Source organism: Stutzerimonas stutzeri (genome assembly GCF_000935215.1).
GTDB lineage: Bacteria > Pseudomonadota > Gammaproteobacteria > Pseudomonadales > Pseudomonadaceae > Stutzerimonas.
The window spans coordinates 1-20,298 of the sequence record NZ_JXXD01000093.1; the positions used below are offsets into that span (position 1 = coordinate 1).

16 protein-coding genes are annotated in these 20,298 nt (G+C 55.7%); 2 read left to right on the top strand and 14 right to left on the bottom strand.

Features of this window, described 5'->3' with window-relative positions:
* The 6 genes from LO50_RS10750 to LO50_RS10775 form a co-directional block, all read right to left on the bottom strand.
* Window positions 1-2,535: conjugal transfer protein TraG N-terminal domain-containing protein (locus tag LO50_RS10750; protein ID WP_044314984.1), on the bottom strand; the 2,535-nt coding region annotated here is incomplete at its 3' end.
* 3 nt (window positions 2,536-2,538) lie between these two features.
* Window positions 2,539-3,948 carry a conjugal transfer protein TraH gene (locus tag LO50_RS10755; RefSeq protein ID WP_019406567.1) on the bottom strand — a complete coding sequence of 470 codons (1,410 nt, stop codon included), beginning with the start codon at window positions 3,946-3,948 and terminating at the stop codon, window positions 2,539-2,541.
* Entirely contained in the window at window positions 3,945-4,964 is a 1,020-nt protein-coding gene (gene traF, locus LO50_RS10760; protein WP_044314991.1) for a conjugal transfer protein TraF, read from the bottom strand. The genes LO50_RS10755 and traF overlap by 4 nt, the downstream gene beginning before the upstream one ends.
* A 105-nt stretch (window positions 4,965-5,069) precedes the next feature.
* Window positions 5,070-6,188 (bottom strand): DUF7146 domain-containing protein, encoded by a 1,119-nt coding sequence (locus LO50_RS24125; RefSeq protein ID WP_080587306.1) that lies wholly within the window; start codon window positions 6,186-6,188, stop codon window positions 5,070-5,072.
* Window positions 6,189-6,238: 50 nt separating this feature from the next.
* Window positions 6,239-6,826, bottom strand: coding sequence for a hypothetical protein (locus tag LO50_RS10770; RefSeq protein ID WP_019406564.1), 588 nt, complete (start codon window positions 6,824-6,826; stop codon window positions 6,239-6,241).
* Window positions 6,823-7,143, bottom strand: coding sequence for a hypothetical protein (locus LO50_RS10775; protein WP_019406563.1), 321 nt, complete (start codon window positions 7,141-7,143; stop codon window positions 6,823-6,825). Before LO50_RS10775 ends, LO50_RS10770 begins: the two co-directional genes overlap by 4 nt.
* 455 nt (window positions 7,144-7,598) lie before the next feature.
* Here LO50_RS10775 and LO50_RS10780 point away from each other — a divergent pair, with 455 nt between their 5' ends.
* A complete protein-coding gene (locus LO50_RS10780) occupies window positions 7,599-8,273 on the top strand; it encodes a DUF1845 domain-containing protein (protein ID WP_044314985.1) in 675 nt (224 codons plus the stop codon).
* A gap of 71 nt (window positions 8,274-8,344) precedes the next feature.
* Complete coding sequence (locus LO50_RS10785) at window positions 8,345-8,632, top strand: hypothetical protein (protein WP_152623968.1); 288 nt, start codon at window positions 8,345-8,347, stop codon at window positions 8,630-8,632.
* Here the strand turns inward: LO50_RS10785 and LO50_RS10790 are convergent.
* From LO50_RS10790 to LO50_RS10825, 8 genes are all read right to left on the bottom strand, one after another.
* Window positions 8,620-9,294, bottom strand: a complete 675-nt coding sequence (locus LO50_RS10790; protein WP_044314987.1) for a nuclease-related domain-containing protein — start codon at window positions 9,292-9,294, stop codon at window positions 8,620-8,622. The two genes, LO50_RS10785 and LO50_RS10790, sit on opposite strands and share 13 nt — an antisense overlap.
* 14 nt (window positions 9,295-9,308) lie before the next feature.
* Window positions 9,309-10,352, bottom strand: coding sequence for a TraU family protein (locus tag LO50_RS10795; RefSeq protein WP_044314988.1), 1,044 nt, complete (start codon window positions 10,350-10,352; stop codon window positions 9,309-9,311).
* Window positions 10,352-11,557 carry a TrbC family F-type conjugative pilus assembly protein gene (locus LO50_RS10800; RefSeq protein ID WP_044314989.1) on the bottom strand — a complete coding sequence of 402 codons (1,206 nt, stop codon included), beginning with the start codon at window positions 11,555-11,557 and terminating at the stop codon, window positions 10,352-10,354. Before LO50_RS10800 ends, LO50_RS10795 begins: the two co-directional genes overlap by 1 nt.
* Window positions 11,551-12,129: a S26 family signal peptidase gene (locus tag LO50_RS10805; protein WP_052816817.1), complete on the bottom strand. Its 579-nt coding sequence runs from the start codon at window positions 12,127-12,129 to the stop codon at window positions 11,551-11,553. Before LO50_RS10805 ends, LO50_RS10800 begins: the two co-directional genes overlap by 7 nt.
* Window positions 12,129-14,603, bottom strand: coding sequence for a type IV secretion system protein TraC (gene traC / locus LO50_RS10810; RefSeq protein WP_044314990.1), 2,475 nt, complete (start codon window positions 14,601-14,603; stop codon window positions 12,129-12,131). Before traC ends, LO50_RS10805 begins: the two co-directional genes overlap by 1 nt.
* Before the next feature lie 10 nt (window positions 14,604-14,613).
* Window positions 14,614-15,315 (bottom strand): DsbC family protein, encoded by a 702-nt coding sequence (locus LO50_RS10815; protein ID WP_173425588.1) that lies wholly within the window; start codon window positions 15,313-15,315, stop codon window positions 14,614-14,616.
* A 131-nt stretch (window positions 15,316-15,446) separates the two neighbouring features.
* The gene (gene traA, locus LO50_RS10820) at window positions 15,447-15,791 is read right to left on the bottom strand and encodes a TraA family conjugative transfer protein (RefSeq protein WP_026012508.1); all 345 of its coding nucleotides are present in this window, start codon (window positions 15,789-15,791) and stop codon (window positions 15,447-15,449) included.
* 146 nt (window positions 15,792-15,937) lie between these two features.
* A complete protein-coding gene (locus tag LO50_RS10825; RefSeq protein ID WP_269078974.1) occupies window positions 15,938-20,284 on the bottom strand; it encodes a tandem-95 repeat protein in 4,347 nt (1,448 codons plus the stop codon).
* Window positions 20,285-20,298: the final 14 nt, after the last annotated feature.

A 20,298-nucleotide genomic window follows, 5' to 3' on the forward strand; every position in this document is an offset into this window, starting at 1 on the left:
TTTCATAGAATGATAGCCACTTGTATTCATGTCATTCATTTCTAAGAATGCGCCAGCTGCGCCCCTACGAGCATTCTCGAAGCGATCATCCATACCAGAGGTGTCGGGCGCTGCTCCTTTCAGGCCTGCAAGTTCGTTTGAGTTTCCAGAATCAACCTTGAAGTCGAATGGAGAGAACTGAGAGTCTACCAACTCACCCATTCTTCCAGTTTGCTGCATATGAAGCATAGAGGCGGCAATGATTCTTTCATCATTATCCGTAGTGGCTTGCTGAACACTAGCAGAATTCATCAGGTTGCGAATACTTGCGTAGTCCTGTTCATTCTGTCCTGCAAGTTCTCGTATGCCCAGTGCAGCCGCGTGTTTTGTGAGGCCGCTATTTGCAATTGCCTTACCCGCAGCCTGTCCTATGTCAAGGTCTTGCTGGCTTCTCCAGCCCTGGCTAGAAGCCTTGGTATCTGTATATGTAGCTTGTGCCGATTTCGCTTCCGTGAGCGTTCTTCCGATTGTATCGCTATTAGATACCTGCTCCATGGCTTGGTTATTTTGGGTAAATGCTTCAGCTGCAGCAAACGTAGCTGTGTCGCTCCTATTGGAGTCTACAACCTGCTGAAGCTGAAGAACGCCCTCTTTCGTTAATTGCTGCTGCTCGGAACTCATTTGCTGAAACTTTGCAGACTGTTCCAGCCTTCCGCCAGCCAGACCCATTGGAAGGGAACCGCCCAGATGGCCAGATGCTGAGCCAGCTTTAATTTCGTCTTGGCTCCATCCCGCTGAGGAAAGTTTCCTTACAGCCTCATTGTAATTTGTGCTTTCACCGAGCTTTAGATTCGTTTGCAGCTGGTCGCCAATTTGCGAAAGCTGTTGTCTTCCCGCAGATGTTGAAGAGAGCTGCGATGCTCCACTTTGAAGAGTCTCTTGAAGGTTGGATATTTTTTGTTGCGCGTTTGCGTGGCTGCTTTGAACAGTTGCATCAGCTCCTGCAGCCACAGACAACTTAGGTGCTGTTGCTCGCGCGCCCGTGACGCTTGCACCTGTAGTCATCTGATCAGACGTGTAGCTGGCCGATGTGTCCATAATCGGCGCCTGATCCTTAGTACGAGGCATTACATCTTCCGTGCGGAACTTATCGCCCTGAGTCATCTGTCCCATGATGCTATTTGCAACCATGGCTGAACCGGAGACGATGAAGAGCGCGAGCGGCGGTACCGATGCTGCGAGCATGCCTCCGACGCCTAGAGCTTTGGAAATGGCATGATCTATATCGAGCAACTGAAGCATTGCAAAGCTTTGCGAGGTTGCATCGTACCCGTCAAAGATTGCTTGCATCTCCGCGCCGGCATACCAGAGGGTAAAGGCGTTTACGATGCTCAGCAGGGGCATCCAAAGCGCGACTGCCAAGGGAAGCACCATGTACTTCCCAAGAATCGACATGCCCTTGTCGCCGAGTACCAGGGCGAATGCCATGAACGGAGTCATCGCATACAGCAGACCTTCAAAGAAGGCGATCATGGGACGCATATAGTGCTTGAAGGTGTCGCCCTTCCCGGCCCACTGGATCTCTTGATGGTTAAGCGATTCTCGTAGTGCCAGAGCGGCATTCTGTTCCTGCCAGTGGTTCAACGCATTGACACGCGCGTCACCGAAGATTGGTTGGATAAGCGACATCTCGGTGTAGCCCTGAGCACTCTTGGCGCTCATGGCAAAGCTCTGGATAGACTGGTCAATTTGCGCCTGCAGTTCAAATTGCGTAGTAACCTTGCCTGCAGCTTTCTCAGCTGCAAACCCTTTATCCAGAATTTCACCCATCACATCCATCATCGCCTCTCGGATGGCTGCATTGAGGCGAGGCTGGATATTTGTGCATGAGTCCAGACGCCCATTAGGCTGCCCGTCATATATGTACGCAGACTGCGATATAAGCGGCGCAGCAAGAACGGATTCCAGTCCGGCGCCACGATAAAGTTCGTCGATAGTCGTATAGTTTCTAAGGTTGATCGGGTTAAGCGTACAGAACGTCAGATACTCATTTACGCTTTTCGGAAGATCCCATCCACCGTTTCTCCGGTAGTTTACAAATGAGTCAAGCGCTAGCGGATTTCTAAGCACGTCGCGCACTTTGGCCAGTGTATTCAAACTGCTAAACAAACCGTAGTTCGTCATAGATGGTGTCGAAAAAGCCTGCTCTGAGGTTTTCGTAATATTGTAGGCCACAGTTGATATGACGGAGCCAATAAACGTAGGCCCGATAGGGAGGTTATCTACAATGCGGACTTGGTTCGTCGTTGTATCTTCAATGACGGCAGTAGTTGTTGGGCCGTAAAGCATCAGGTATACAACGAATAGCATACCCGCCTTATGAAATGAAATGCCTTGGCCGTTCCATATTGCTTGGAAACTGAGCAGCACCAAACCAATTAGAAAGCCGATGCGCGCCAGATCCTCACTGAATCCAGAGCCTGTAATCATGGCACTTGCGTTCAGGATTATCTCAAGGAACTCGCCGCTGCCAGTCGTATAAATGTTCATGGACATAAATTAGCTCCCTGCCCCCTGGTTCTGACGACCTTGAACTGTTTTGCCATTATCATTGTTCTCAGCCAATTGCAGAATCTCAGAAGCTCGCTTATCTGCATCACGGAAATTGGTTCCGTTCATGAGTTCTTTTGTCCACTCGCTTGTGACTCGTTGCCGCGCGGCACGCAAATCCTCTTTTATTTTTTCCGCTTCAGCGAAGTCAACGCCTGTTAGTCCCGCGTGGGCAGCGTCAATCAGCTCCATAATTGCTGCATATGCAGCGTTGATGGCGATGACATGTGCAAATTCTTCAAAGTAGATATAGCCCTCAGCTGCTCCAGCTTTCTGAATAACACGCATAAGATTGTGTCCAACAGCGCTGGACATGAAATACTGAACTTTTGCGCCATCAGCCTCAGACGCAGTTCCGTTCGCCAGCCTGTCGAAAACACCTGAGGTTCTAACGTCATCGATGATGCGTTGCTTCAAACCTTTGAATGAGCCGAGTGTTCGAACAGATGGGTTCAAACATTGCTCTTTGTCATCGGAATCACAGCTGAGTACCTTTTCGTCCGACCCCTTACTCCCATCCACAAAAAGGGAGATTGATCGGTCTGTGATAGTCGGCTGGATTGGGGACGCAGTTATCTCCTTTCCACCCTTATCATTATCTTTTAGGGTAAGGATATGTGTACCGACAATCGACATGATCAACTCGGCAAACTCGTCGTTGCCGCTAGTGAGGTGTGAAGCGATCCCCATTTTGCGCAAGCCGCACCACATGACGTTGCCTGTGTTGTAACACGGCTTCATCTTGCCTGCGCTTGCAAGCCGCTCTGACGGTGATGTAGCAGTTGCAGTTTTGGATGAAAAGAAGTCAGACGTTACGTTCTCAAGCATGCCAGTGGCAGCCGATTTCAGATCGTTATGTTCGGCATATGCTTTCCTGCCGGCATCTATAACCCCAGTAGCCAATTGGCATGAATTCGAGAACATCTCATTTAGGCGCTGGATGTTGTTGCGCAGCCCTCGAATGATGCTTGCAGTTGACGCATCCATGTAATCCAGCGCGGCTTCAAATGCATAGCCGCTCACGACGCCGGCCGCGTTGGAAGCGATGTTTCTCATCAGCCCGACAAACTCCTCGCCATTGATGAATGAAAAAGAGCCTGTGTAAAGGTTGATACCGCCGCAGCCGCCTTTTGCAGAGGGTGGCGTGATGCTTATCAGGTTGGAAGTGGTAATGCGATTTCGCAGCACAATACCGCCACCCGATACGACACCCCGCGAAGCGGTCTTGTATGAGCCAGGACCTGTCACGTTAATGAGTTGGCCAAACATGCTGTTGACCTGTTGCTCGATGGTGGCAGAGGCCGTTAGGGGAATGGCGATTCCTACAGCAACGGCAAATGCGAGAGCGTTAATCCTCACTGGTCTTCTCCATTCTGGAAATCGAAAGCACGAACTGCGGCATCGCGCATTGCGTTCACAAAGTCTTCGGGTGATTTGGTCGGATCAGCGGGCGCATCGACGATCTGCTCTGGTGCGATCAAGCCGATCTGCGCCAGCCGAGAGGTGGCGTTCATCTCTTCCTTGGAGATCAACCCAACATCGCTTGCCGCTTGCAGGATGCGATTACTGGCAGCCTCCAGCGAAATCGTGCTGTAGCTGATGATGCGAACATCGTTTGGCGGAACCGCCATTGCGATAGCCGGTGTGGTAATGATCCCCAGGTGTTTCGCCAGGCCTGCGTCATACTGCAGATTCTGATACTCCCCCCCTGGTAGGGGCTCCCCGTCCATGGACACAGGGATGATGGTGAAGCCATATGCGTGCTCCAATCCCTGCAGTGCTGATATAGCCTGTCCGCACAGTGCACAGTCGCGGCCCTTGAAGAAAATCATCAGCGCTGCATCGTTTGCGATGATTTTCAGCAGCTCTTTCTTCTGTACTTCGGCAGCCGAGGCCAGTGCGCTCGATGCGGCGTTCGATGTCGGATATCGAAGATCCTCATCCAGCAATGGCTCGTTTTTGATCGTCTGCATCGACGCCCTGGAGAACCGCTCAGCCTTGTCCATCATCAGGCGCTGGGCGTAGTAGAAGGCCTTGACGTTCACCTCTGATGGATCGTCGATGGCGGCTTCTTTGAGCTTGGGGATCATGATCTGGAGCCAGGCGACGCTACCAACAGGGGGTAACTCCTCAGCTTTCTCGGTCGGCTGCGGAGGCGGTGTTGGAGCAGGCGGCTCCTCTTTCGGTTGCTCCGGTTCTGGCTCCGGCTCTGGCTCTTCATACCAGAACCACCCTCGTTCCTTATCGGCGTAAAACGACGAGCCGGCGATTGCAGGAGTGGACTCGGCTTTCTGCACATCCTTCGTGGAGGTGGCCGCATTGGCACTCGAAAGCATCGTTGCAATGAGCAGAACTGGGAGTTTTGAATAGGCCATCGTGAATGCCGGCAACTGAACAGTGCGGCTCATTATCCTGATGGCAATAGCGGAGAGGTGGTCTAAACCAACCACATTCTGGTCAGTTTGAAAAAGGCACGAGGCCTACCGCGTAGCGCGGTGGGCCTCGTGAGTCATGAAGCCGAGCGGTCCGAGTGCAATGAGCACATCGTTCCAATCGACCGATTTTTTACCGTCTGGAATCTCCATGGGTGGCATCTTGATCTGAGCACGGATGCCCATCTCCCACAGCCGAACCTTGAGTGCTTCGGCGGCTTTCCTACCACCCCCACTCCGATCCTTGTCTGCCCAAATGCGGACAGCCTTGGTACCGGCCGGAGGAACGAACTGCTCCATCAGGTATGTGTTGACCATTGGCCACACCGGGAGTCCCAGTGCTGTTTCAATGGCCAGTGAAGTTTCCAACCCCTCGGCAACATCAATCACCTCGCTGGCTCGCGAGGTGATGACTGCAGCACCTGGAAGTGTGCGGTCGCTCGGGATAGGGAACATCATTTTGCAGTCGCGCAGTGGTGCCTTCTCGCCTTTAGGTGTTAGGTACAGTCGATTGACGGTTATCCCGTCACCTGCCGGTGATATCACCAACGTGACGATTGCTGGGTGCTGTTGCAGCTTTCCCTTTTCATCCTTGTAGGTCAGTGCCGGGTGGAAACGAACGGATCGCTCCATTCCTGCACGATCCCAACAAAGAATTGCTCGTGAGCGCAGATACAACCGTGCCGGCTCTGCTGCAGGATCTGTGAGGGGTACAGTGCCCTTCCAAATCTTGCGCAGTGACTCTCGAATCCACGCATCACTTGGCCCTTTGTGGACTTTCGCTTGAACAGCAGGCTTAGGGGGTAGCGGCTCGCGGTCACCATCGGCATACCGCCCGTATGGATCTTTTATCCGCAACCGCGCACCCACCTCAGCCAGCGCCTCGCTGAAGGTCCATTTGTTTACCCACATCAGCAGCGCAATGCCATCGGCTTTGACACCACATGTCTGGCACATGCCTCCACTGTGAGTATCAGCGGTTTTTTTGAACACTCGGAAACCATCTTCCCCGCCATGGACAGGACACGGACCATGCCATCCCGGCCGTTTCTGGAACGGAAGAAGCTCTGCAGCGAGTGACTGAAAGATGTCGTCCCAGCGCCCTTCTGCGGCGTCGAGCACATCTTGCTTTTCCGGGGCGTAGTTGCCCGAGGATACATTTGACATGACGACCTCCAATCGTAAGGAACCCGGCCTGTTACGGCCGGGCGCTGGGTTCAAGACAGTTTTCTCACCTCCCAAAGGTTCTTATGGGTGGGTACCCACTCGTCTTCGAGTTGTCCGTTTTTGATATTCGCCTTCCTGAGCACCGTTACTGCTTCTTTACCCATGAAGGTGACGCTGATTGTGCTAACCCCCTTTTCCGCGCCGGAGCGACGAATTTCAGGGGCCAGCTCAACACCCCAGATCAGGTGCTCACCGACTCGCAAGAAAAATGAGGGTCCATTTTTCTTGTTGAAGCGGTAAGGGGCGTGTCCGCTACCGCCATACAGGCCGGTAACTGACTTGCCCGCGATGCCACCGAAGCTCAACTCAACGCCCTTCTCAGATGACTGGATTTCCTGATCATCGGAGTCGTCGGGCTTGAAGGGGATCAACTCCCCTCGAATTTCTTCAGATTGAACATCGGTGTTGACCTGTGCTCTTCCGTTGAAAAGACGGTTGATGACGACAGGTTCCAAGGTTGGCTCCGCAACCTCGTCATCAGCTCCCGGAAGGAGGTGCTGAGAACGGGGTGACAGTATTGCGAGGCCCAGACTGGCCCGCAGGTAGGTTGGCTTATCGAAATCGACGCGAATCATCATTTCACCTCCTGGCAGCGCAGATAGGTGGGAATGATGTAGTTGTCGTAATCGATACTTGGGATGGCTGTCACGCGTGCAGGCACCGGGGTGGTGCACTTAACGCGAAACGTCTTGCTCGCCATGGTGTAGCTTCGGCGGGACTTGAGGTTGGTGGTGACGGCTCGAATTATGTCTGGTGCGTACATCGCGAACGCTGCAAGCACGACACAAAGCGCGAGAGGCATCAGCGCACGTACCACTTCCGGCTGATAGATCATTCCCAGAAAGGTAGCGAGGACGCTATATCCCAGGATGACTTTGACCTTCAGATTTTCCATTTCATTTCTCCGTTTGCTTGCTGCAGACGGAGAAACCCCCGCAGGGAGTTTTCCCCGCTGCGGGTTTTTATGGCACGCAAAAAAAGCCCCTAGTGGGACGCTCTTTCTGTTTGCCGTTGGTTAGATCGGATGAAGCCCCGATTTGGCTGTACCCAGCTCACATGATGATGCTGGGCTGCCTGGCCGAAGATCGGTTCAGGCTCTTGTCGAGTGCAACATGCACCTGACGAAGATTCATTGCGCTGAGGCGCGGGGATGAGGCTGATGTTTCGCAAGCACTACGGAGAACATGAGTGCTTGGCTGAATTTTGAAGCTGTCGAGCGCGTTTCGTCAACCAGATGCGTGCGGTATCCGACGAATCCTTTTGCTTACCACAATGTTGTCAGATTGGACGTTTTTTGTGCTGCGCGGTTTGGTGAAATGGTGTTGCCACCAACATCACGGAGTTATCCCAATGGCCTTTACCCCTATAGCCAAGCGCGCACCGTACTCGACTGCAATCATGAGGCAGACGATTACCTTCAAGACCCAGGAAGCCAAGAACTACATCGGCACCTGGCTCAACAACGTCTCCCTTGCCCTGTTCACCCTTGACGTGATTTCGCGCAAGCGTCTCGCGCGGCTGAACATGAGCACCAAGCAGCACAAGGCCGCTACCAAGGCGCTGAATAAGCTGTTTGCCGACTTCGAGAAAGAAATTAAGGACGACTCGGCCCGCCTCGAAGCAGTGCTCAAAGCCCAGCGGATCACTGATCGCGCTGAGTACAACAATCCGCGCTCGACGCAGGTCGAGATCACTACGCCTGAACTCAAGCGTGCCGTGGATCTGCTGCTGGCGTTCGACAACCTCATCATCCTGGTAGATACCGTCTGGCTGATGGGCATCATGGAAACGGACGAGGCGAATCAGTTCCGCCAGCTCAAGTCTCGCCAGCTCAAGGGCCTGTTCGTCAATATCTACAAGCTCAGCCAGACAGCGAAAAAGAGCGCCTACGATCAGGAAGACCAGGAAGTGCTCGCTGAGATCGCCGTGGAAGAGAAGAAACACGAGATCACAGACGCACCCAGCGAACTGCCCGACACGGCGGTTGAAGAAGCGGTTGAAACCAAGGCGGAAGCCGTTGCGTAGTGCAACGCTGATTCACGCGTACCGACATCGCCCTGCTTTATGCAGGGCGAATCAGTTGAGGGCTCCTAAACATGTCATCTGATGCTGGTAATGCGGTCCCGGTGAGGCGGGGGAGGACTCGGCGGGAGCGGAACGACGATCCCACCAACCCGGCAAATGAGGGGAAAGCTCTTGCGGCCCTTGGGCCGCAAGAGGTTGATGCGCTGGAGGACTTCGAGCTGGACGTGGTTGATATGGGTAACCATGCGGTACGAGTACCGCTCTGGGACAGTCAGCTCTTCGCTGCGATAGGCATTGGCATGCTGCTGGGCTCTATTGCAGGCATTCCCATCGGAATCTACCTCTACTACAACCCCTGATCCGCATCCTTCCTGCCTCCTTTCGTCTGGGCCTGTAGCCGTTCAACATGACGTTTGCCGGCCCAATACCCCCCTCTGATGCGCCTACGGCGCAATGACGCGCAGATATCGTCCGTGTGCCGCCTGGAGAAGATAGGTGTTTTGTAGCTCTGGATCTTGCGCACCGCTTCCCAGATGCCATAGACGCGCTCGGGCTTGCCATTTGGAAAGTCAGCACTTCCCGCCATGACCGCGTAGCTGTGGATCTTTTGACTGTGGACTCCTGCAACCTGCTGAACAGCTTTGACGTGGGCATAGTTCTGTAGCAAAGGGCTTTGCATCCTGTATTTGCGCCGCCCAACGATCTGCAGCCACTGGTCTGGCTGCAGAGGGTCGTAGACGATCTTGCCCTTGTAGGCCTTGGTTTCCAGAACGAAAATCCCGTAGCGGGAAACCACCACATGGTCGATCTGGGTACTTTCACCCTTAGTTTTTCCCCGGTAGATGCCGTTAGCAAACACGGTGTACTCACCGCTCAAGCACAGCCGCAGCATCAGGTTCACCTTGTATTCGCCCCACCAGCCCCGGTATGCGGGCGTCTCCATGAGACGAACGTGAAGAAAGCCTGCCAGGATGGCCATCGCGATGGTCGGCGGGAGATAGAGAGAGAGAAATTCAGTCATTTGTTAGCGCTTCACTACAGTTTTGAGCAGCAATCAGTCCATCGCCAGATCATGTACATGCTGTCATTGAGGGTGCCGGGAACGTGTCGATTCGTGCCGCCGTCCCAGTGATAGGGGTGTTCACCGATCCACATTCCCTCCTGCGTCATTGCCTTGGGCCAGAACTGTGCGAACTTGTACTGGGATTTCGGAATGGTTGGGTAAATGCCAGCCGTGCAGACGTTTTCGTCACCCATCGTTCTTCTCGCCAGTCCGCGACGGTGCTGCTGGCTCAGCAAGCGGGCACTGATCAATGCAGAGGTGCGATTGAAGTCCTGCGCTGATACATGGCCCGTCAGCGGATATATTCCGCCCCAGGTGCCGGAGCACCACCACATCGACTCCAGGGGCTCCTGGCCAGCGGCTAAGGCGCCAGACTCGACGGCGCATGCCGCGCGTGCCACCGGGTTGGCCACCGCTGCCGATTCAGGATGCTGGAAGAAAGCTAGCGTTGCGTTCCCCCAGGTTGGGTCAATTTCGGTGAAGGAAATGATGTCCACGTCCAGATAGCCATCAGGATTGCACTTGGTCGGCGTGTACAGGTCGAGGATCTGCAGCAAGGGGAAGGCGTAGTAGTGAGTCTGGTAGAAAGACCCGTCTTCCATGTCATCGCGCTTTGCATGGTCCTGTACCAGCCGGCCATAGGAACGCTTGGAGCCAAGTGGCAGGGTGACTCCACCGAGAGTGGGCGAGCAGCCGGGCTTGCGGACATTCTCAACGATGCGCGCTGGCTCCCACATTGCTGTGATGATGCCCGGCTTGTAGATGCCCGAGGTGCCTTCTTGGCAGACGCAGAACACCTGCTTCGAGGCTTTCGCCGGAGCTGTGCCGGGGGTGATCTGCACACCGGAAACCTTGATGGGAAACAGGCACGCCCAGCAAATATCAGTGAACAGCTTTGGCCCGAAAATGCCAGAGTCCTCACACATCGCATCAGCGGCTGATGCTGTCCCTGGTAGGGAGAAGATCACCAACAAGCACGCCGCTATTGCCGGCAGGAACCGTTTGATCCGCCTCATCACTTTTCTGCTCCTTCAAGCTCATCTCGGGTGTACTCGCGCACCGCGAACATAAGTCCCTCGGCCGTCACGACCGATGGTGCTCGCAGGATTTGGAAGCGATGCGCCAAGTCACCCGGCAGCAGGTACAAGGGGCCATTGATCGCGTCCTCCACAGTCTGGAAAAGATCCCAGCCAGAGGAAGGCGGTATTTGTGTCGCCATCACCGTCACAAACAGCTCATCGCCATGCGCCCCGTATTCCCGCTGGGCAAGCCGAACCTGCCAAGGTTGCGTGGGATCGATCACAACGAGTTTCTGATTGAACGGCATCATTTCCAGCGGATTTATTCGCCCCGCTTTCTGCACCACGTTGCCGTTTGCGTCCTTGAGGTCAGCAGGAATGATGACGCTGGGGTCTACGAACCGTGTTGCGGGCGTAGTAACGGGCGGGAGTGGTGTGCCGGTCTGGGTATGCCAGAAACGATCGATAGCGCGCTTCTTCATGGCCTCCATGTCCAGCGCTTCGATGCGTGCCTTGGCCACCTGCAGGAAATCAGGCTCAATGATTTCGCTGGTTGGTCCATACACACCGAGGTCGCGCCCCTTCTCGCCCGATTCCGACAGCGCCTGATCGACCAGGCGAGTCGAAGATATCCCTGAGGCCTTCACCAGCAGCTCGTCGCTCTCATCTTCCAGGACGATAGCCGGCACGGTTTCGATGCCATGTCGCTGGAACGCGAGCGGGTCCAGCAGCACGCTAACCTGACTCTGCGTTTCCTGCGTGAGCATGTGCATCTTGGTGACTGCATCGACCATCTTCATGCCTTCAGGGATACCCCGGAAGACGATGCCTGTTGCAGGGCGTCCATCGTAGCTGGTCAAGATGTCCTTGATGGCCGTGGCGCCTAGCGACCAGGAAACAAAGATCAGCGTGCGCACGCCATCACCCAGCGGATGTTTTTTGCTGGGCTGCTCGGAGTTACCGGCCCCCTGCAGCTGCTCTAGCTGCACTGGGCTTTGCGACGCAAGCCGCTCAATCCATCGCGTTTCCGTCTCGGGGATCTGCTGGCGAGCACTCTCCCCATCGCGGACAGCCTGCCGGGCCTGTTCCAGAATTTGCGGGTCCATCGTGCTGATATCGATTGGCTTGATGCCAAGTTCACCGGCCACTGCTGAGGTAAAGAGCGCAAGCGCGATGGCCACGCCAACGAGATGCTTCACCATATCGGGTATGCCCTTCCCACAATCTGTTCACCCTTGACCGATCCCCAATAGCGAGAGTCGAAAGAGTCATTGGTCTTGCCGAAGAACCAGTAACGGTCCTGGGCGATCACCCCCTCGCGCACGTATCGCTGCGGATCGATCCCCTTCTCGGTGGCTACGGCAAGGCCCTCCCCGACCACCTGGTCATTGATCGTGGTCTGCTCAAGTTCCACCTTCACGGTGTCACCGGGCATACCTTCGAGCACCTTCACGATCTTCGTTCCATCTTGAAAGATCGGACCGAGGCCTACCGAATGAAAGGCGTAAATGCCGCCCCTCACAGGCTCGCGGTCGCCTTTGTCGATGATCCAGATCCGGTATGGCGGTAGGCACAGGTATTCCTGAGGTGCGATGGCGATGCTGTAACGATGTGCGAGGCCAACGATCATTCCGGCCACAACCAAGGACAGTAAGCTTCCCTTGACCAAGAATCGTGCGCTGGGCATCGGACGTGCACCGCGAAGTTTTTTCGCCGCTGCGCGGGCCTCGGCTCGCACAACCGCCTGTTCCGGGTCAAACCGTAGAAGGCCCATCAGACCTCCTCGTAAGCGCTGGACTTGAAGGCCACACCGCGATCTCGCAGCACACGAAGAATCGCCTCGTGCTGAGGCACATTGGCCATCGTGTAGTTGCGGATCGCCTGAACATCCTCGGGAGCCGTCGAGTACAACAGCTTCGAATATTCATCCACCGTCAACCGCGCGATACCGGCTCCTCGCGGTGTGAGCATGAAAATCTCGGAGTAGTGGCCCTTGTAAGACTTCACGGTCTTGAGGATGCGGAAACCACCGTCTCCAAGCGGCAGTCGCTTGTTTTCCTGGATGGCGTCAATGGCCTCGGCTTTCTGGCCCAGCAGCAGAGTGAATGCCGAGTTTTCGGCGATAGCCTGGCCGACCTTGTTCTGATAGAGGTCGTTGACACCCTGCGTAATCACGATGGCACTGCCACCATATTTACGAAAGCGGCGATAGCCATGCTCGATGAACTCACCCACGTTGCCCTGGCTCAGCAATGACCATGCCTCATCGATGATTACCAGCTTCGGCCGGTCGCGCTCACCGAGGTACATGTCCTGCTGGATCTGGTAGATGAGCTGCAGCAGCACTACCTGCTGCAAGTGGGTGCGCCCTTTCAGTTCCTCCAGCTCAAGAACGGTGAAAGGGTTGCGGAAGTCGAGGTTGTTCTTGCCGTTGAAGAAGCGCCCGTATTGACCCTTGGAGGTAAAGGCGAAGAGTTGGTGTCCGATGTCGTTAATTCGTGGATCTTCGTCCTGCAGCAGAGCCTCGGCGATGTCATCGACGATCATCGCTTTGCCTTTGATCTCCCATACCTGAGTCAGATATTTCTTCAGGCCAGCCGTCTGCCGGTCGATCAGCGGCACGGTGGGTGCTGCCATAGCGGCGAGGAGCCCAACAAGCACGTCTTCTTCTTCGGAATAATCTTCGATCAGCTCGAAAGGATTGAGGCACAGCTTCGAATCCTGGCCGAACTCTGCAAAGTCGCCGTTATAGGCCTCGCAGGTTTTCAGGTAGGAACGGCCCACGTCGATACACCAGACCTTCGCTCCAATCGACAGGTAGGACGTGATCAGATAGTTCGTCAGGAACGATTTGCCCGAGCCTGACTGAGCAGCGATGGTTCCGTTGTAGTTGGTGTCCGAGTCAAACAGGTGGAACGATATGGGCTGCCCGTTGCGCGAGATGAATGGCGCCACGGCCGTGCCGGTACCCTTCCAGTCACCGTAAATAGGCAGTAGCGGCAGTGCCTGAGCCAGACTCATTGTCTTGTAGCGGAACATGTCCCGGATCGCGTCAGGGTCCGCACACATCGGCAGCGCGTTAATGAACACCGGCAGGACGACATAACGGTCCTCCATGAAGGTGAAGCTCTGCGTAGAGAAATGACTTTTTGCGTTGGAGGTAGCCTGCGTCAGCTCTTCCTTGTCTCGACCGAACACCACCAGTGTCATTGCGGCCTGTACGTTGGGCAGGCCCTTGTCGAGATCAGTGAAGAGTGTTTCGTATGCGTTTCGCTTCTGGACGATCTTCGGAACGAAGGTGGCCATCGGGCCTTGGGTCTGGTTGATGGCCCAGCTTCGACCGCGTGACAGCTTGTCTTTCGTTTCAAGCTGAGGGGGGAAGAAGAGCGTCATGGTAATCACGCAATTGCCGCGAATACCGCCGCGCTGGGACATGATGTCGGCCAGATATTGCGATGCCTCACCTTGCCACATGATGTCGGGAAACTTCTTGATGCTCAGCGTTTTGAGCATGCAATCGTCGCCGATCAGAATTCGGTCTGGGCGGACCTGAACCGCGCGATTGAAGTCTAGGATCTGCTCGTTGAGTGGCTTGTCTTCGTCTGCGGTGATCTGTGGATCTTCCCGCCAGCTGGCATGCTGTCCCTGGTTGAGAATTGAGGTGAAGATTTCCTTGTACAGATCGTTGGTCAGCGGCACTGGGGCCAAGCCGCAACTATCCAACGAGGTGCCCAGGCCGTCCGACAGGTCCTTTGCTCGCGTCGCTTCGGTCATAGAAGGCGTGGCATTGGATATCGGCATGGTCACCGAGATGACCAAGCTCTGCTCACGAACACGCACCCCGGAGATCTTGTCCACCGGCTCCAAGGTGCGCTCGGCAAGATAGTCAGCACGGGCATGGGTAACACGCTGCAGCAAGTCCAGAGTCTCTTTGCTCATATCGAACTTGCCGGCTTCCATGAATGCTTGACGCATGCGCGTGAAGCTCGTTTTGATGCGGTTGATGTTTTCAGTGCAGATCAGCGAAAACTGAATCGTGGTTCCTTCAGGCCAGTCCACGGTTAAGCCGGCTTTAAGGCGCGCCCCCTCGTCACCGGAGGAGCCGGCCAGCGGCTGGCAGAGGAACGCGAAACCGAGACGATTGCCTGCCAATTGAAACAGGTGCAGGTTCGGGTCATAGGCTAGACCGTTGATCAGCTTCGACAGCCGGGGGGTCTGGTTGATGAGCGCGGAGAACGACGACAGCATTTGCGATTCCTCAGATTCGGTTGTTTTCAATCCAGGCACGAAGCCCTTCAGTCGGCTTGCCCTCGCGGGTAAGGCCGTCATCACGAATCAGGAAGGGCACGTTGCGTGCCCCAAGGAACTGGGCGGTAATTCGCCGCTTGCCAATCACATCGACATCACAGGCCCCCTCCGGCTTCTGCGCCAGAGGTGTCGTCAGGTCACCCTGCACGCCAGCTTTCCAGGCAGCCGCCTTGTCTTCAGCACAATGCAACTCTTTCGTGCGGGAGGCGCTGCGGTCGCTTAGCAGGGGGAGCATCAGAACATCGAGCCGATAGCCTTCAGGTAGTGAACTGCGCGCCTCGGCGATCACTTCCTTGCAATAGCCGCAGGCCGGATCTGAGAACATCGTAATGGCCTTGTCGCCGGTACCGACAGTCATCGGAGCCAGATCTTCAAAGCCCACATTGGCCTTATCGATAGGGATGTAGTTGGCGGCGACCTTGACCTCTTGCAGGGTCTTCAGCTCCTTCTGGGTCCAGGTGTCGTACAGCATGCCCTGAATGAGGAAGCGGCCGTTGTCGCTGATCACGGCGAACTTGCCATCCTTCTCGATGGCAACCATGCCCGCCGCAGGCAGAATTACCATGTTGTCTTTTTTCGATTGCGCGAACGCGGTAGTGGTAGCTGTGGCAAGTGCCAAGGCACAAATGGAGGAGATCAGAACGCGGGGCATGAGCATTTCTCTTCGGGGAGGATGCTCACAGGATAGGGAGAGGGGAAAGAAAAAGGCCGTCTAAACTTACCAGATTCTGGTCGGTTTAGACGGCCTTTGGCGGAAGGCTCAGGAAGGGGATTATCCCGGATTCAGAGCCCTACCGGCAGGGTGTTCAGCGCTTCGATTACATCCAGGGTAGCAGGAACGGTTGCGGTCATGATCGACTCGATTACGTCCGGTGCAGCGTAGAGGCCAACGCCACCGCCCACGCCTGTGATAAACGGCATCAGAGACTGGCGCAGCGCGCCGGCACCGATACCACCCAGCACCATCAGGCCAATGATGATGCGGCCAAGGGTGCCTTGCATCCAGTCAGTGAGCTGAATCCACACACTGTCGAAGTCATCCCCGCCGGTACCGCCGAACGCAGCGGTGGCCGCGATCATGGCCCCAGCCAGGATAAGGGTTTGCATTGCCGGTTTACTCAGTTGCATCGCATGTCGCTCCTTCAAATATGCGCAGGGCCTGCGCTCGGCAACCATTGTCCATAGTCAAAACGCCTATTTGTGCCGGTATTCGACCAGATCGTTGTAAGTTTTAGGCACGAAAAAAGGGGCCATCGCGTGGCCCCTTGTTTCCATCAGTAGTTCGCCACGGTTGGTGACTCCGCGCCCGAGTCGTCGATGCCGATCAGCGTGATTATCGGCTCCCCATTCGGGTAGCGCCACATCGGTATCGAGATCGAACTGGACGATAGCGACTGCTGTACGCCGTCGATATACCAGAGATGCCGAACGATACGCCCATCTTCATCGGCACAACTGGCGCGGGCGATCCAGCTTGACCGACCTTCGACCACTTCGATGCTGCAGCTCGGCGGGATATTGGACTCGACCTTGATATGCGTCTCGCCAGAAGCGGTATGACCCATCATCGATCCAATCTCCAACCGTACCGTATGCTCACCCTTGTCCAAGACGGCACGGCCATAGTTGCCCGAACCCTCCAGAGGATCACCATTGAGCGTGTACGTGCGTGTCTCAATTCGGTCTTTTGGATGGCCTCCTGTAATGCTTGGTCGAATCAGAACACCCAACGGAGCACGATTGGCCTGGTTATCGCCACTCCAAGAAAGAGTTACCTCGTAGGGCAGTGGATCGCTGAACTCCAGCTCAGTTTCAGCGTAGGTGTAGTTGCCGCGCGCATCACTTACGTGCACACCGAAGGTGTAAGTGCCTGGCTCGGTGATCCGCAGGGAGCGGCTTGTCTGCGAAGTGTCCTTGATGATTTCAAGGCCTGGATACGGCGGGATGTCCCAGTCCATTTCCAGCTCTTCAAACTCCCTGAACAGACCGAGCGAACGCACCTGCAGGTCAAGATCGGCAGGCGAGTAGACGGCCGAAATTCTGGCTTTGATCGCCCAGGTAGGCCAGTCATACGACCAGAAAATCAACCGCTGCTGAGTTAGACCCTTACCGCCCATGTCCTCGTAACCGTTGATCCAGCCCATGAAGCCCAAAAAGCTCTGCTCCTTGTTGAAGTCTTCCATGGTCGGGGTATAGGACACCTCACGTTCGTGCACTTCTTCCCCTGTCGGTAGAATGAAGTACCCATCCATGGTCAGATCCATCTTCGGATAGGGCATCATCATATTGGCTCGCCAAGTCGCCTCTTTTCCGACCTCAGGACGCCCAGGGCCGATGATTTGAACTCGCGGCGGTCGGACTGCGCGAAACGCAACACCTACCCGCAGCCTCTTGTAGACGCGACTGTCATCAGGCGAATCCGCAAATTTCACCCGGCTCATCAGGTAGACCCGCTCAGCCTGGTCGCGCGTCAGCTCGTACTCGCCTGTGCCCTGTACCCATGTCTCTCCTCGATCCTCTGACCACTCGACGACCATCCCTGTAGTGTCTAGGGTTTCACCGTTAAGGTCAGTCAGCACAAACCTTCCAACGTCGCCGATGAAGACGTTGCTCGGTCCTTTTAGCCGCGCTGTCGGGACTTCGTAGGCTATGACCTCGATCTGGGGGGTCATCGACTTGGCTCCCGAGTTCCGGTTTGTCATCTCAGCGCGAAGCAGGTAAGTGCCCTTCTCAAACGTCATCGAGAGACGCTGCGGAATCTTGCCGGTGTTCTCGACTGTATCCCAGGTGACGCCGTTGTCCGTGCTCATCTCCCAGCGAACATCACCCACGTCCTTTGCCTCGAAGCGATCCACCGTCATGGCATAGAAGGTGTTTCGCAGCGGGGCCACACCAATAACGCGCAGTGCTTGGATCACGCCATCCAGCGGTTCGCCGTTTAATATGGTCAGGAACATCGGGTAGTTGGACTGCCGAATTGACTCATAGCCCGGCAGCGGCGAGCGCACACGCGCCTCAGCAATGACCCGAACCGCCTTGTTCGTCAGCATTGCAAGGTCTAGCTCGAAGCTGGCAATCCCCTCCTCGTTTATCGGTTCCCAGTCAGTCACCGGCTCATAGTTGATGCCAGCAGAGGTCATCAGCAGGCGAATGTCCCAATCCCCCATCGTCGCCAGGTTGTAACCATCCTGCGGGTACTGGGTATCGAGCATCTGGACATTTACCGGCAGCGCGACGCTATCCAGAACGCTCCGCTCGTCGTTAAGGATTACTGGCAGAATCTGCTCGTGCGGAACAGCGTAAAGCTGTACTTCCTTGACCGTCTCGACCGCTGGCAGCTTGGTAAAGCGCGCGTCTATGTTGAACGGCGTTAGGCTCCACAGAGGCTTTTCCGTGCCTTCGAGACTGCGCATCAGCCGCTGGTTACGGCCATAGCTCGGGAAAGTCCCCTTTTCAATAACGGTACTGTCACGGCTGAGCTTGAGGTCGATGCTCGCAGGCAGCGCCATTATGGAAAGGCTGCCGACATAGCCTCCTCGCTGCGACACCCAGTAGGTGTTCTCATCGATCTTCTTCTCCTGCGGCAGCTCGATCTCGATGGCAGGCGGCTCGATGACTTCTACCTCATGGGCGCCATGTGTCAGATCAACCTCCTGACCGCTAGGCGTGAATACCGATGCTTTCCATGCGATTGAATGCTGTCCCAGTACCGACGCCGCCCCGACCAACTGAGGTGCATGCCAAGTGGTGCTCTGTGACAGTCCTTCGGGCAGCGCGGTCCAGCGTATAAAGCACATGGAGCGGTTCCAGTTCTTCGCCGCATTGCGCGCAATCGTTTCGTTTGTCGTCAGTTCGCAAACATCGTTGTCCTGGGCGCGCAGCAGCAGCGACAGCTCCTGCACGGCCTGATAGGTCTGCTCTGGCGCCGGCTTAAGTCCGAGCTGCAGCAGGCCCGTGGGCGACACCACTTTCAGGTCATGCGAAAAGTCAGCGATCCAGTGTTTGCCTCCCTTCGGATCGAACACATAGGCCTTAGCTCTGACCGGGAACTGCCCGACCTCGCCGCCAATAGCCACCATAGAAAGCAGGTTGGCATGTCCGGTGTCGCGCCATTCCGTAGGGGTGATTTCCCACTCGATCAAGCAGGTAGGCTCCTGCAGGACATTCTTCGGCTTGACCAGCTGCTCGGATGTCAGAACCGCACATGCGGAACCCTCGGATGCGAAGCTTATCTGAGCAGTTTCGAGCCCCTGTTTTACCTCCCAGCGGTCAGCCTGCAGCGAGCCTTTCGGAGTCCAGACATTCACAGGGATGGCATAGATCGGCCCGCTCATGTCAGCACGCGAAAGGTAAAGATTCGCCGTTCCATCCACACCCGCTTTCAGGCCCGCCAGCTTCGCCTCAAGATAACTGGGCTGCAGTTTGGTAGGCGTCAGCCGCATGCCTAGATCCGGCTCAAGGTCGCGATGCTCAAGCTTCACACCCACCGCAGAATCCGGCGATACAGCCGCCACAATATCGGTACCCAGTGCAGCCAGCAGCTCGGGACTGCTCACCTGTAGGCCATAGCTACCGTTGCGATAGGTCATGAAAGTGGTGACAGCCGGCACCGTAGGTGCAGAACCACTCTGCTCGACTTCCCGGCCCTCGAACATCGCCCATGCCGACTGAAACCTGATCTTGATGTCCTTCTCGAAGATCATTCCGTCCTGGTCGGTCGTCTTCACCCGAATGACGGTCGGTTTGTCGTCATCCGTGCGCAGTGTCAGCGTGTTCCCTTCTATGCTCGCAGTGCCGGCCTCGGGTTGGCCCACAACCGAGAACGTGTGCGATCCCCAGTTATTAGGATCGGTCGCCTGAAGTTGCGTGGTGCCACCGATGCCTGCGTACAGCACCACTTCACCCGGCACGATGTCGGTAGGTGCATAGTTGAACTTCTCAACCACCACATTGGCCACGCCGTCCACGCTGGCCCCAGCCTTATCTGTCGCCCGGATTGTGAAACTATCTTCTCCGAAGAACTGCGGGTTGGGCGTGTACTCAAGCATGCCGTAAACCAACTTGGCCGAGCCATTCGCCGGTTGAGTCAGGATCTCGAAAGAATGCTCGTCGCCGTAGGGCAGATCCACATCGGTTACCGATGGGCGCACATGGTCACTGGCCATCCCTTCCTTGGCAGGGATAAAGGCTTCAGTCGCTGTCGGAGCATCGTTCACATAGGTGACCTCGACCGTGATCGGCTTAGGCTCTGAGTACAGACCTTGGCTGTCCCGAGCGCGGTAGCTCAGACTCAGTGTGCCGTTCCAGTCCTGTGCCGGCGTGATGGTGATGTCAGAGCCAGCAAAACTGAACGAACCCTCGGCGGGGTTGAGCGTTCCGATGATGTCAAAAGTGTGCGAATCGCCTTCGATACCCAGGTCAACATCGCTAACGGTCAAACGAATCGTCGTGCTCGTGTCCTCAGGAATGCTTGCAGTTTTCTCGTGTACCACGGGCTTGTCGTTCACCGGCCGCACGTTGATCGTGATGGTGGCGGTGTTGGATGTAGCTGATTTGGAGTCAGTGGCGCGGTACGTCAGGGTTGTCGTGCCGTTCCAGTCTTTCACCGGCGTGAAGGTCAGCTTGTTGCCCGAAA

Bases quoted from the DNA above. Each gene is read 5' to 3' on its own strand.
- LO50_RS10805 (WP_052816817.1), bottom strand. From the start codon at position 12,129: ATGGGCCTTCTACGGTTTGACCCGGAACAGGCGGTTGTGCGAGCCGAG.
- LO50_RS10780 (WP_044314985.1), top strand. From the start codon at position 7,599: ATGGCCTTTACCCCTATAGCCAAGCGCGCACCGTACTCGACTGCAATC.
- LO50_RS10795 (WP_044314988.1), bottom strand. From the start codon at position 10,352: ATGAGGCGGATCAAACGGTTCCTGCCGGCAATAGCGGCGTGCTTGTTG.
- traF (WP_044314991.1), bottom strand. From the start codon at position 4,964: ATGGCCTATTCAAAACTCCCAGTTCTGCTCATTGCAACGATGCTTTCG.
- LO50_RS10800 (WP_044314989.1), bottom strand. From the start codon at position 11,557: ATGGTGAAGCATCTCGTTGGCGTGGCCATCGCGCTTGCGCTCTTTACC.
- LO50_RS10790 (WP_044314987.1), bottom strand. From the start codon at position 9,294: ATGACTGAATTTCTCTCTCTCTATCTCCCGCCGACCATCGCGATGGCC.
- LO50_RS10775 (WP_019406563.1), bottom strand. From the start codon at position 7,143: ATGGAAAATCTGAAGGTCAAAGTCATCCTGGGATATAGCGTCCTCGCT.
- LO50_RS10770 (WP_019406564.1), bottom strand. From the start codon at position 6,826: ATGATGATTCGCGTCGATTTCGATAAGCCAACCTACCTGCGGGCCAGT.
- LO50_RS10785 (WP_152623968.1), top strand. From the start codon at position 8,345: ATGTCATCTGATGCTGGTAATGCGGTCCCGGTGAGGCGGGGGAGGACT.
- LO50_RS24125 (WP_080587306.1), bottom strand. From the start codon at position 6,188: ATGTCAAATGTATCCTCGGGCAACTACGCCCCGGAAAAGCAAGATGTG.
- traA (WP_026012508.1), bottom strand. From the start codon at position 15,791: ATGCAACTGAGTAAACCGGCAATGCAAACCCTTATCCTGGCTGGGGCC.
- LO50_RS10815 (WP_173425588.1), bottom strand. From the start codon at position 15,315: ATGCCCCGCGTTCTGATCTCCTCCATTTGTGCCTTGGCACTTGCCACA.
- traC (WP_044314990.1), bottom strand. From the start codon at position 14,603: ATGCTGTCGTCGTTCTCCGCGCTCATCAACCAGACCCCCCGGCTGTCG.